We start from the raw sequence: 11,748 nt of genomic DNA on the forward strand, positions 1-11,748 counted from the left end.
GTTTCGCGCAGCGGAATTTGCAGCGCGCCGGCGCGCTCACGCATGAACGCTTCCAGCCGTATCAGCGTTTCGAAAAACAGCCTCAAATTGTGCATTCGGCGCTGCGCAAAAAACCTTGAAGCACACGATAAAGACGTCCGGCTTAATTCACCGTCAGAGACTTCAGCCCCAACGCCATGACTCGCTCGTCGCTCCCCAACCCCAGCGCCTTGGGACTGACCGCGTCGGGTAGATGAAACTGCACACGCACCTGCCCATCTGCGGCAATCGCTTCGCGGATGGCCGGGCTCAATGACAGCTCCAGGGTGTTCTCCTGCATGCGGGTCAGTTGCGTCGACAGGGCCGCAACGCCATTGATCGAGACCTCGATTCTCTGCCTGGTATGCAGGGGCTGTACGAACGCCGCAGCTTCGATCGAGAGGGCGCGGGCCTCAGGGGGTACACGCAATACAAGCTCTGCCTGAGCACCTTCCGACCAGGTGCCCCAATCTTCGACGCGCCCCCAGCCGCTGACCAACATCGCGTTTATTCGGTTGAACACCTGGCGCTCACCTGGCTTGACCTGCACGTCCAGCGTCTCCTGCGCTATCGGTGGGCATTGGGTACAGGTCTTCCATCCCGGTGCCAGCACCACGAGGCCATCAAGACGGGTCAGCAGATCGGTCTGACGATTAACGGTTTTGATCGCTTCGAGCGCGGTGCGGCTGTCGAGAATGTAGAGGGAATCCGCTTCATACTGACCGGTGGCGAGCATTTGGCCAGCGTGCCGTTGAGCGTGTTCGATCTCCCGAGTGCCCATCCGCCCCAAGTACACGCTATCGGTTTCCAGACCATGGTTCTGGGCGTATTGGCTGATCAACAGCCAGTTGTCCGGCTGATTCTGCGGCAACAACGACCGGACCTTGGCGTAGTGATTTGCCGCGCTGGCCCAAAACGGGTCGGCCAGGGGCGTCGGCCAGCTCGAGGCGGTCGGCATCATCCGGCTCTTGCGCAGGCCTGCCCACCCGCTGCGGGTATCCAGAACCTGCACCACCAGGGCGACAGCCAGCAGACACACCGCAGCTCGTGGCTTATTGCCTCGGACCACCAAAAAGATCAGCGTAAACACGAGAATGTAGAACACCGGCCAGAACATCCTACCGGCCGCGCGAAAGACGTTCGCCAACTGCTCGATGGTTTTCGGCAACCAGTAATGCACATCCAGCATGCCAATACCGAGCTTGTTGGTCAGTGAAAAAAGCGTCAGCCCGATCAGCGCCAACAGCAATAGAGGTCTGCGACGCACGGCCTCCGCCAGGCCGGTGTTGCCTTGCAGCAGTGCCACGCCGGCGCAGATCGCCAGCATCAGCACCCCCAAACCCAGGTAATTGAAACCCTCGTAGTCCCCGGGCCCTTGGGGCATGTCGCGCAATACGTATGACCAGCCACTGGGGTTCACCACCGACAAGAGATTCAGACGATACAAGCCAAAACCACCCGCCACGGTCCCGCCGCCCACACTGAAATAACCCGCTTGCCAGCAGCAGAATGCGACCAGCAGAAACAGACCGGCCAGCTCAATCAAGGCATTGCGCCGGGGTAACCGACCCTTGATGGCTTTGCTGGCCAGATCAGCCAGCCAGATCAATGCCACCATCGCCAACAGATAGGCATGCACCAGCGCCGTCGCGGCCAATAGCACGCCCCAGGCCAGGCGTCGCTTTTGCAGACCGGGCCGCAACGCCAGGTACAGCGCCGCCAGGATCAGGAAATGCCCGGACAAGGAAAGATGCCCTCCCATGCGCAGAAACATCGGGGGCGAAAACACGAACAACCCGGCCCCCAACAACCTGATCCAGACCGAAGGCGTCAGCAGCCCCACCAGCTTCCAGGCAAACCAGGCCTGCAGGACAAAACACGCCAGCAGCCACAGCCCGAAATACTGGAACGTCTCGGGAAGCCAAGCATTGAAGGGCTTGAACATGAACGCCAGCAGCGGGTTGGAATCGGAAAAAATGATCCCGTTGGCCAACTCCAAGCCATAGGAAGGGTTCATGCCCAACGGAAAGGTCCAGGGCGAATCACGGAAAAACGCCCATCCCAGATAATGAGTCGCCGCATCGCCCTCCCCCAGCCAGGCGATATTCGTCGGGTTCAACACCCGAGGGCCGATGACCATCAGAAACGCCAGCACGCCCAACAATACGGGCAACAGGGAAACCAGATAACGCTCGCCACGAACGGTCATCGATACGTCCAGAAATTATGCAAGATGAAGGTAAACACCGGGATGATCAGCGCCACGGCAGCAATGCCTGCCAGGTAATTCAGGCCCGCGCTCTGCGCCACCCAGGCCACCAGCATCGCCAGCCAGAATCCGCCGATCGACACCACCACGAAACGGCCGAGCGTGCGGCCATGCAATCGGCTGGAGAAACTCCAGAGCGTGTTGATCAGGTAAGACACCACGGTTGCCACCACAAACGCAAAACCGTTGGCCAACGGCGGGCTGGCCAGGATCAGGTGCACAAACAACACGGCAGCCAACACATGCACAGCGGTCACGAACAAGCCCGTCATGGCGAACCGCAGCCCACGTCGCAGCAACGGCGACCGCGTCCAGATCATGGTTTTTGTGCCAGACAGAACACCGTCAGGCCGGCCACGCGATTGGCGCCCATAAACGCAAGCTCCAGGCTGCACAGCGACTTCAACACGCCATTGACCAGCGGATGATGCCGAGTGAGCGAGCTGGCCGGCGCGCCGGACGTGTTGCGTTGCAACAGGCGCACGGCGGCGGCGATCGGAAACACCAGGCCGAAATAGTAAGCGCTTTTGTGCACCTGCAAACCCGCCTGGGCCACGACCCCCTCCAGTTGCCCGAGGGTGTAACGGCGTTTGTGTTCCAAAAACACATCATGCCCGCTCCAGAGAAACTGGAACGCCGGCACGGTGATCAGGAAGCGGGTGCCAGAGGGCACCTTGTCGACATAAGCCTTGAGCAGGCCCATGTCATCGCCCACGTGTTCCAACACATCCATCAACAACACCAGATCCGCGTCCAGCGCGTCGATGGCGCGCCGGTAGTGGACGGGTTTGCCGGCGGTGCTGGCATCGGAGTCGGCCGGGTAACTGATGTCCACGCACCAGGCCCGGGCCGTCTCGGTATGGGACAACAAGTGATGGGAAAAAAAGCCCGATCCGGCCCCCACATCCAGCAGTGTTTTGGCCGATGTGCCTTTGAGCATGTGGAGCATGGCGCGCGCCTTGGAACGATAGTACCAATGCTGCCCGATATCAGGCCCCAGGATGTCGGTTTCCTTGAGATCCATTGTCAGTCCTTGGCGTCATAGATGCGCCGTACCAGAAAAACCGGTCGGCGTTTGGATTCAATATAGGTCCGGCCCAGGTATTCACCCAGTACGCCGATGCCGATCAGTTGCAACCCGCCCAGGAACGTGACTGCCACCATCAGGGAGGCATAGCCTGGCAGATCGACCCCGGAAATCAGCGTCCGTAGCACGATGAACACGGCAAACGAAAAGGACACCAGCGAGACGCTAAGCCCCAGGTAGGTCCAGATACGCAGCGGTTCGGTGCTGAAACTGGTGATGCCCTCCAGGGCAAAGTTCCACAGGCGCCAGCCGTTGAATTTGCTTTCACCGGCCGCACGCTCGGGCCTGACGTAATCCACGACGGTGGTTCGAAATCCTACCCAGGCAAACAAGCCCTTCATGAAGCGTCGGGACTCGGGCAGGCTCTGCAGCGCATCGACCACACAACGATCCATCAGCCGAAAATCACCGACATTTTCCGGTAGCTTGTGGTCGGCGATTTTATTGTGCAGCCGATAGAACCCGTTGGCGGAAACCTGTTTGGCCCAAGAGTCGGAGTCACGGTTTATGCGATGGCCCAGTACCACCTCGGCACCGTTGCGCCAGTGGGCGATCATTTGCAGGATCACCTCGGGCGGGTCCTGCAGGTCGACGTCGATCGGCACCACCGCCTGGCCACGAGCCGCTTGCAGACCGGCACTCAGCGCCGCTTCCTTGCCGAAATTGCGGCTCAGGTCGACGATCCGGATGCGCGGGTCGGCTCGCTGTTTTTCCAGCAACAGCATCAATGTTTCGTCGACACTGCCGTCATTGACGAACACCAGTTCCAGGGTCACCAGCGGCTCGTTCGCAAAAACCCGATCGACTCTGGCGATAAACAAATCTATGGACTGGACTTCGTTGAAAACTGGAATGACAAGCGAAAGCGCTAGACATCCTTGCAGATCCGCTCCTGGATATTCAGTCACTTGATGGCTCTTTTTCTTATAGGTTTTTCCAGTCCCATCGGGCTCCCAGCCCCCGGGTTCCCCGGACCGGACGTCAATGACAAACGTCTGAATCGGAATGTATTAAGCAGGACCGCACAAGGCAACGCAAGAACGAAACCGGAACTTTATCCAGCCCCGCGCCCCCAAGATGACCTGTTTCCTGAAAAGGGTCGCCGGAGCAAATCCGAATCCACATCGGCAATATTTGATAACGAATGGAAACGAATTTCCCATAGCCAAAACTATCAGCTTGGCTAGGCTTGGAGCGACATGTGCAAAGCATGTCTTGAATGAATTAATCGCAGGGAGCGAACCGATGTATTTTGAGATCTACAGGCAGACCCGAGGCACCCAGAGCACTGGAAAAGGCCAATGGCGGTGGCGCTTGAGAGCCGGCAACCACGAAACGATCGCCAGCGGCGAATCCTATGTGAACAAGGCTGACTGCCTTCACGTCATCGGGCTGATCAAGAGTGCCCAGGGTGAGACACCCGTGAAAGAAATCTGAAACAGCGACGCACTGTACGACCAGTAAGCCGCCCTGCGTAACGAGCAGCTTTCTGCGTTCCGAAGAATCCGGATCTCGCTTTTTCCTGCGCCAAGGCATATCAGACAGGTATCGTGTGCAGACAAAAGCGAGAGGCCGGTCTAAATGACTCAATCAAATCGTGAGCGCGACTGGCTGGTGCGGGCTCCTGAATCGCGGAAAATGGAACGCATCGAAGCCTATTTCAGTGGCCATGGCTACACCACCCACCGGCATGACACCTACGCCATCGGCGTCACGCTTTGCGGTGTTCAGAGCTTCAACTACCGCCATAGCAAACGCCATAGCCAGCCCGGCGGAACCATCGTCCTGCACCCGGACGAAGTTCACGATGGCGAAGCAGGCACGAGCGACGGCTTTCGCTACCGGATGTTCTATGTAGAGCCCTCCGTGATCCAGCAAGTGCTGGGCGGCAAACCCTTGCCTTTCATCAAAGGAGGGCTGTCGAACGATCCTCACCTCAATGTGGCTACCCGTAGATTATTGCGCTGCATGGATCATCCACTCGATCCGCTGGAAGAGGAGGACGGCATCTACGATGTGGCCCAGGCACTGGACAGCGCAGCGGGTAACCGGCGTGGGCGGCGATTGATCGACTACTCGGCGGCAGAGCGCGCACGACTGTTCATTCATGATGCCCTTGACCAGCCCATCAGTCTGGATGATCTGGTCCAGGCCAGTGGCCGGGATCGATGGAGCCTGTCCCGGGACTTTCGCGCTCTGTACGGCACCAGCCCCTATCGGTATATCAACCAGCGACGCCTGAATAAAGCCCGTCGTCTGGTTATCCAGGGCATGCCATTAAGTGAAGCGGCCCTGGCGTGCGGCTTTTTCGATCAGAGCCACATGACCCGGTTACATAGCCAGGCTTTCGGCATTTCACCAGCACGCTGGCTGAAGATGCTGCGCTGACTTCGGGTGCCGGGCCCCACAAAAGCTGCACAATCATCCAATACCTGCTCAGGCTCAGGCAGTAAGGTCGCGCTCACCCCCTTCACAAGACGAGCATTCCCCATGAGCACTCACTACTCCCCCATCAATTTCGCTCAGAAATACACACTCTTCCAGGAACAGTGGGCCCCGAAAGTCGTGGCCGAAATGAACGACTACCAGTTCAAGATCGTCCGGCTCGAAGGTGACTTCGTCTGGCATACCCACGCCGATACCGATGAAACCTTCATCGTGCTGGAAGGCGAGCTTCGCATTGATTTTCGCGACGGCGCGGTGACGATTGGCCCAGGCGAGATGTACGTGGTGAAAAAAGGTGTTGAGCACAAGCCCAGCGCCGCACTGGAAGTGAAATTGCTGTTGATCGAACCTCGCGGTGTCATTAACACGGGCGATGAAACCAATGAGCGAACAGCGGTGAATGATGTCTGGATCTGACCTCGCCCCGTGACGTAACCGATGCCAGGAGGTCAATCGTACTCAGCCTCCTGGTGATCGCCCAACAGGCGCCGTTGGCGAGGTGTCGCGGCGGCCAGCACAGCAGGGTTGAATTGCCAGTACAGATAAGGCGAGAACTTCTGCGCGATCATCCGCCGGCCATAGTGAACCTGCAGCATATAACGTGAACGATCGACGCTGCGGTTCTCGCTGCCGGCATGCCACAACTCGCTACGCAGCACCAGCACATCACCCGCTCGACACAACACCGGTTGCGCGACGCGCCCTTGCCATTGCGTTTCGCCCGCCACGGGCGCCCGCCCCGCCCGATGACTGCCGGGAATGACGCAGGTGGGGCTCAGTTCGGCATTGATGTCGTCGAGGTAAAACTGTGCGGTGAAAATCTGCATCGGCAACTCGAAAGCTGGATCGGCCAGAAGCTGTGGTGGCAATGCCATCGCCAGGTAATCCAGGTGCAACGGGGCGCCGACAAAACCGGGGTGGCAACGCCAGGCTGTCTGCCCAATGATGTGGCAATCATCCCCCAGAGCCGCCTCGGCCAGCTCGATCACCCCTTCCATATCGAGAAACGGCAACCAGAACGGATCACGATTGAACACGCACTTGTAGTGATCGATCACGCCGCTGTAGTCCCAGTGCTGAGGCTTGAGGCGATCGATTGCAAGGCGCAGATCGGTGATTTGCGCGGTGCTCAACACCGCGGGCATCAGGACGAAACCGTCCTGATGCAGGGCTCGCAAGCGCTCGCTGGTGAGCGCCGCCAAGGCTGGGAGAGTGCTCACCATCGCACCTGGGCTCAGGTGCGGAAACGGCCGGTCAACTCCGCCAATGTCCTCGACAGCCCGGAAAGCTGCTGGCTGGCATGCATGCTCTGGGCAGAGTTCTGCGCCGCTTCGTTGGACAGGTCGCGAATGTCGGAGATGTTGCGGGCGATTTCCTCAGTGACACTGCTCTGCTCTTCGCAAGCGTTGGCGATCTGCGCGGCCATATCGTTGATCCGCTGTATGGAACCGCCCGTGCCGCTGAGCACCTGATCGACACTCGCTGCCCGCTCGACGCTGTCACGGGCCTTGGTGCTACCGACGTGCATGGCTTGAACGGCCTTGGCGACACCCGACTGCAAGCGCTCGATACGGACCTGGATATCCTTGGTCGAATCCTGGGTCCGCGCCGCCAGCGCCCTGACTTCGTCAGCCACGACCGCAAAACCGCGGCCTTGCTCGCCGGCTCGCGCAGCCTCGATGGCGGCGTTCAGTGCAAGCAGGTTGGTCTGTTCAGCGATGCCACGGATCACCTCGAGGACCGCGCCGATACTGGAAGTTTCCTGGGCCAAGGCCTCGATGGTTCCCGACGCGCTTTCCACTTCCTGGGCCAGTTGGCGGATCGATTCGATGGTGCTGCTGACAACGTCGGCACCGTCACGGGACTGACTGGTGGCCTGTTGTGCAGCATCCGAAGCATTCAGCGCGTTGTGGGCGACTTCATGCACGGCGGCGCTCATCTGGGTCGCGGCGGTGCTGACCTGATCGAGTGCCGCATGCTCGCTGCTGATCAGTTGGTCATTGGTCGCGGCCATGCTGGCCATGGCGCGAGCTGCGGCATCGACCTCCCCGGTCACCCGGCCCACCTCGGCAATCAGCGGCTGCAGTTTGTCGAGAAAGCGGTTGAACGCGCTGCCGAGCTGGCCCAACTCGTCAGCCGAACGAACCTCAAGACGCGCCTTCAAATCACCGCCACCCTCCGCAATCTGCTCGACGCGGCTGAGCAAGCGACGCATAGGACGCAGCACGACCATTGGCAAGGCAACAACGACCAGAATGCAGCCAAGCAGACCGATCAACAGAATGGCGCCCTGATACACCCCCACTTTCTCGCCATTTTCTATCGCCGCATCTCCCTCGCGGTGGGACGCCTGGTCTTCCAGCTCGCCAAGCTTGTCGATGGGATCACGCATGGCCTCGAACAGGCGTTCGCTGTCACCAAAACTCAGTTTGCTGGCCGCCTCCCTATCCCCCACGGACAGCTCAATTACTCGTCTCGAAACCTGCTTCCACTTTACAAAAGCGTCATTGAACTGACTGACCAACGCCTGTGCCTCGGCATCGGGCTGCATCGCCGCATATTGCTGCACGCGATCATAAGCCTGCTTCGCATTCTCCTCATGACTGGCGCTCAGCGCTGTCAGATGCTCGTCCGCATGACCATCGAGCAGACTACGCTCGGCAACAAAAGCCTGGTAAAGATCGCGATCGGCATTGAGCAGCAAGCTTATGGCCGGCAAGTAACGCTTGGTCAGCTGTGTGCTGGACGCCGTCACCTGGTCGATGCCTCGCATCCCCGACCACCCCATCAACACCAACAAGAGCGCCAGAAAAGCAATCGGCAGGGTAATTTTCCAGCGAAAGCCCAGGTCGGCAAAGAACCGCATCATGGGGGGCACTCCTTCTATGGGGGTTAGCCTTCTTATCGGCAGGCATGCCTTGAGCTATAGACCATTAGTCTGATTGACACAAAGGAGGGGATTGTTTTAAAGGGCAGGCGAAGACGTTTTTGATCGTCTTGACCGAGGCCAGGGTTTCGGTTGAGGTTAGTGAAAACACCGTCGCCCTGCCCTGCAACGTCCGACACCGGAACGGTTAGAGTTTTTTAATTGCCGGAAAAATGTCCCCGCCGTGCCGGGTTACTTCGGCAGGATTCGGATCATTCAGCGAGAAGGCCAAGGCGTAGGGGCCGGGCGCTCCATCCGATGTCCAGTACAAAGACTCGGGCCAGCTCAATGCCCGCGCCACAAGCCCTTCGGATGGGAAATAGATTCCCCAGAATCTCTTCATTTGGGCCAGATCAAGGTGCAGCTCAGGGTTGGGCCGCACAGCTGAGAAGTTTGGGTCCCACCACATGTTGTCGATACGCTCCACCAGTCGGACACCCGAAAATGTAAGCACGTAGAAGGCCGTCCGACCACTTGCATCGGTAGCGATTATCCGTGCCGACCCATTTCCCGCAGCCCGCACAAGACCCGACTCCGAGTCTACGAGGGCAACCTCCTCGTTCGAGGATGCGTATTGATAAGGAGGTACGCCCCCCGTAGCCGTACGCGTATAAGTTGCAGTTGCGTCATCCGGAGGCATCCTGGGTGGTCGTCCACGCACGATAAAATAATTCGATGCCGTTTGACTGTGGTCCTGTCCGAAACTCAGCGGCTCCAGCACTGTGAAGGTGTAGGCGAGTGACTCCGGGTTGCTGCCGTAGACCGCCTTGGCGGTGAAGCTGTGCTCACCGACGGCCAGACCGATGACGGCGAAACTCCAGATACCATTGCCCTCGACGTGGGCAGAGCCTTTGAAATCCGCACCGTCAAAAATATCCACTCGTTGATCGCCACTGGCGGTGCCGCTGAGCACGACCGAGGTCGCCACAGTGCTTGTGCCATGCGGAATTTCAACCTCTTTGTCGTCTTTCACTGAGGTGATTTCTGGCGGAGCAAGTCGGTTCAGATGAATATCCAGAAAGTACACTGACGACTGACTGGAGTTGCCCAACTGGTCAAAAACCCTAAACTCGACCTGCGCCCTGCGGTTGTCACCCGCTTCCTGGAATTTGTCGGTAAACAGTGTCCTCACCTCCGGGACCGGGGCGTCGTCGGCAATCTCCCATTCATCGGTCGCATCGCCCACCAGAAATCGAATACGGTCGTAGCGCCGCCGGTAGCTGTAGTCGAAACCGAACGTCACGCCTTGCGCTGCTCGCTCGGCGCTGACACCCGCAGTGACAACATCGGAAGGGATCATCAGGTCCAGGCTATCGGGTGCGGGTTCGCCTGGAGCCCGTCGGTGGTACAAAACATTCATATCATTCGATGTTCCGCCACCACCACTGGGACGGGTCACTTTGTAGTACAACCGATTGACGCCTTGAACCAACCGTCCATGAGGCAAGTAAAGGCGCAGACGTTTGTTTTCTTCCCTGATGATATCGCCAGCCGAAGGAGTCGCGTCGTCATTTACATACAGGTCGACCTGGTCGTCAATCTCCAATGTCCCGCCGCGACGCGGGATCTCGAACCATGGGTCGACCAGACATTCAAGCCCCAGAGCCTGATCGTCGTAAATCCTTTTGGGGATACCTCCGTTCGCAAGATTGGCTGGCTTCACTGGGGTCACCCAGCCAGGGATGATCACGGGGATCAATTTGAAAAGCTCATTTAACTCAGAGGACTGAATATCCATCATGTTCTCCTGGCAGGTGGCGGGGCGTGGATCTCTGGGCGACGCCGTTATCACACTCCAGGCAGGAGAACCTGGCTACTGTCAGAACTAACAGGTGCGGGGAGATTTACGACAAATGGCGGGTTGAGGGGAGAGCCCTTGCGCGCCACAAATTCTCATTGCGAAGAGACCTTTTCCTGAAGAGCCCCAGTGCCGGAAAATCTTTACCAGGGAAGAATGTTTCGCGTGGACCGACGATGGCCGGCGCCGGTTCGCCAGCAGTTTGTCCAACGATGCCCTGAATAAAAACCTGAAAACGAAAAAGCCCCTGAAATGTTCAACCATTTCAGGGGCTTAGTCGTATTCAATAATGGCGGAGAGATAGGGATTTGAACCCTAGGTACTGTCGCCAGTACAACGGATTTCGAATCCGTCCCGTTCGGCCACTCCGGCATCTCTCCAGTGGCGCGCATCATACCAGCACATTCGCCGGAAGCGAACCCCCGGGCGAAATTTTTTCCGTGCTATCAGATGCTTGCGTCGATTACAGCGGCACGCCCAGACGCTGGGCAACTTCTTCGTAGGCTTCGATGACATCACCCAGACCCTGGCGGAAGCGGTCCTTGTCCATCTTCTTCTTGGTGTCCTTGTCCCAGAGGCGGCAGCCGTCCGGGCTGAATTCGTCACCCAGGACGATGGAGCCATCGCTGAACACACCGAATTCAAGCTTGAAGTCCACCAGCAGCAGGCCGGCGTCGTCGAACAGCTTGGTCAAAACCTCGTTGACCTTGAGGGACAACTCCTTCATGCGCGCCAGTTGCTCGGCGGTGCCCCAACCGAACGCCACAACGTGGGATTCGTTGATGAACGGGTCGCCCTTGGCGTCGTCCTTCAGGAACAGCTCGAAGGTGTATGGGTTGAGCTTCATGCCCTCTTCCACGCCCAGGCGCTTGACCAGGCTGCCGGCGGCGTAGTTACGCACGACGCATTCGACCGGGATCATGTCCAGCTTCTTGACCAGGCATTCGTTGTCGCCCAGCAACTTGTCGAACTGGGTCGGCACACCAGCAGCTTCGAGCTTCTGCATGATGAAGGCGTTGAACTTGTTGTTCACCATGCCCTTGCGGTCCAGTTGTTCGATGCGCTTGCCGTCGAACGCCGAGGTGTCGTTGCGAAACAGCAGGATCAAGCGGTCTGCGTCGTCGGTCTTGTAAACCGATTTGGCTTTGCCGCGGTAGAGTTCTTCACGTTTTTCCATGATGGGCTCCGCTTGCTAAGTAGATGGG

The 11,748-nt window shown here is 58.6% G+C and carries 11 protein-coding genes, 1 tRNA gene and 1 pseudogene; 3 read left to right on the top strand and 10 right to left on the bottom strand.

Going from position 1 to position 11,748, the window contains the following annotated elements:
* Nucleotides 1–142: 142 nt before the first annotated feature.
* From BW979_RS23405 to BW979_RS23420, 4 genes are read right to left on the bottom strand one after another with little or no spacing between them, the layout of a single operon-like run.
* Nucleotides 143–2,227 (bottom strand): DUF6311 domain-containing protein, encoded by a 2,085-nt coding sequence (locus BW979_RS23405; RefSeq protein ID WP_076385940.1) that lies wholly within the window; start codon nucleotides 2,225–2,227, stop codon nucleotides 143–145.
* A complete protein-coding gene (locus tag BW979_RS23410; protein WP_076385942.1) occupies nucleotides 2,224–2,607 on the bottom strand; it encodes a GtrA family protein in 384 nt (127 codons plus the stop codon). The genes BW979_RS23405 and BW979_RS23410 overlap by 4 nt, the downstream gene beginning before the upstream one ends.
* Nucleotides 2,604–3,311, bottom strand: a complete 708-nt coding sequence (locus BW979_RS23415; protein WP_076385944.1) for a class I SAM-dependent methyltransferase — start codon at nucleotides 3,309–3,311, stop codon at nucleotides 2,604–2,606. The genes BW979_RS23410 and BW979_RS23415 overlap by 4 nt, the downstream gene beginning before the upstream one ends.
* A gap of 2 nt (nucleotides 3,312–3,313) precedes the next feature.
* The gene (locus BW979_RS23420; protein WP_047227954.1) at nucleotides 3,314–4,282 is read right to left on the bottom strand and encodes a glycosyltransferase family 2 protein; all 969 of its coding nucleotides are present in this window, start codon (nucleotides 4,280–4,282) and stop codon (nucleotides 3,314–3,316) included.
* Nucleotides 4,283–4,619: 337 nt separating this feature from the next.
* Between BW979_RS23420 and BW979_RS23425 the strand changes: the two genes are divergently transcribed.
* The 3 genes from BW979_RS23425 to BW979_RS23435 all read left to right on the top strand — a co-directional run bounded on the left by BW979_RS23425 (nucleotide 4,620) and on the right by BW979_RS23435 (nucleotide 6,236).
* Nucleotides 4,620–4,811, top strand: coding sequence for a YegP family protein (locus BW979_RS23425; protein WP_047227955.1), 192 nt, complete (start codon nucleotides 4,620–4,622; stop codon nucleotides 4,809–4,811).
* A 144-nt stretch (nucleotides 4,812–4,955) separates the two neighbouring features.
* Nucleotides 4,956–5,762 (top strand): AraC family transcriptional regulator, encoded by an 807-nt coding sequence (locus BW979_RS23430; protein WP_076385946.1) that lies wholly within the window; start codon nucleotides 4,956–4,958, stop codon nucleotides 5,760–5,762.
* Between the two features lie 102 nt (nucleotides 5,763–5,864).
* Nucleotides 5,865–6,236, top strand: a complete 372-nt coding sequence (locus BW979_RS23435) for a cupin domain-containing protein (RefSeq protein ID WP_076385948.1) — start codon at nucleotides 5,865–5,867, stop codon at nucleotides 6,234–6,236.
* A 32-nt stretch (nucleotides 6,237–6,268) separates the two neighbouring features.
* Here BW979_RS23435 and BW979_RS23440 read toward each other — a convergent pair whose 3' ends face one another.
* The 6 genes and pseudogenes from BW979_RS23440 to purC all read right to left on the bottom strand — a co-directional run bounded on the left by BW979_RS23440 (nucleotide 6,269) and on the right by purC (nucleotide 11,720).
* Entirely contained in the window at nucleotides 6,269–7,039 is a 771-nt protein-coding gene (locus BW979_RS23440; protein ID WP_269458117.1) for a phytanoyl-CoA dioxygenase family protein, read from the bottom strand.
* Between the two features lie 14 nt (nucleotides 7,040–7,053).
* Nucleotides 7,054–7,842 (bottom strand): methyl-accepting chemotaxis protein, encoded by a 789-nt coding sequence (locus BW979_RS28220; RefSeq protein ID WP_373685099.1) that lies wholly within the window; start codon nucleotides 7,840–7,842, stop codon nucleotides 7,054–7,056.
* Nucleotides 7,843–7,911: 69 nt separating this feature from the next.
* Nucleotides 7,912–8,688 (bottom strand): annotated as a pseudogene (locus BW979_RS28225) (MCP four helix bundle domain-containing protein); the annotation flags it as partial.
* Nucleotides 8,689–8,893: 205 nt separating this feature from the next.
* Nucleotides 8,894–10,483, bottom strand: a complete 1,590-nt coding sequence (locus BW979_RS27500) for an Ig-like domain-containing protein (RefSeq protein WP_076385954.1) — start codon at nucleotides 10,481–10,483, stop codon at nucleotides 8,894–8,896.
* A 350-nt stretch (nucleotides 10,484–10,833) separates the two neighbouring features.
* Nucleotides 10,834–10,923: transfer RNA gene (locus BW979_RS23455), tRNA-Ser, on the bottom strand.
* Between the two features lie 83 nt (nucleotides 10,924–11,006).
* The gene (gene purC / locus BW979_RS23460; protein WP_025212375.1) at nucleotides 11,007–11,720 is read right to left on the bottom strand and encodes a phosphoribosylaminoimidazolesuccinocarboxamide synthase; all 714 of its coding nucleotides are present in this window, start codon (nucleotides 11,718–11,720) and stop codon (nucleotides 11,007–11,009) included.
* Between the last annotated feature and the right edge of the window lie 28 nt (nucleotides 11,721–11,748).

The sequence above is a fragment of the Pseudomonas sp. A214 genome (assembly GCF_900156295.1).
GTDB classification, from domain to species: domain Bacteria; phylum Pseudomonadota; class Gammaproteobacteria; order Pseudomonadales; family Pseudomonadaceae; genus Aquipseudomonas; species Aquipseudomonas rhizophila.

Bases quoted from the DNA above. Each gene is read 5' to 3' on its own strand.
- BW979_RS23405 (WP_076385940.1), bottom strand. From the start codon at position 2,227: ATGACCGTTCGTGGCGAGCGTTATCTGGTTTCCCTGTTGCCCGTATTG.
- BW979_RS23410 (WP_076385942.1), bottom strand. From the start codon at position 2,607: ATGATCTGGACGCGGTCGCCGTTGCTGCGACGTGGGCTGCGGTTCGCC.
- BW979_RS23415 (WP_076385944.1), bottom strand. From the start codon at position 3,311: ATGGATCTCAAGGAAACCGACATCCTGGGGCCTGATATCGGGCAGCAT.
- BW979_RS23425 (WP_047227955.1), top strand. From the start codon at position 4,620: ATGTATTTTGAGATCTACAGGCAGACCCGAGGCACCCAGAGCACTGGA.
- BW979_RS23430 (WP_076385946.1), top strand. From the start codon at position 4,956: ATGACTCAATCAAATCGTGAGCGCGACTGGCTGGTGCGGGCTCCTGAA.
- BW979_RS23435 (WP_076385948.1), top strand. From the start codon at position 5,865: ATGAGCACTCACTACTCCCCCATCAATTTCGCTCAGAAATACACACTC.
- BW979_RS28220 (WP_373685099.1), bottom strand. From the start codon at position 7,842: ATGGCCAGCATGGCCGCGACCAATGACCAACTGATCAGCAGCGAGCAT.
- BW979_RS27500 (WP_076385954.1), bottom strand. From the start codon at position 10,483: ATGGATATTCAGTCCTCTGAGTTAAATGAGCTTTTCAAATTGATCCCC.
- purC (WP_025212375.1), bottom strand. From the start codon at position 11,720: ATGGAAAAACGTGAAGAACTCTACCGCGGCAAAGCCAAATCGGTTTAC.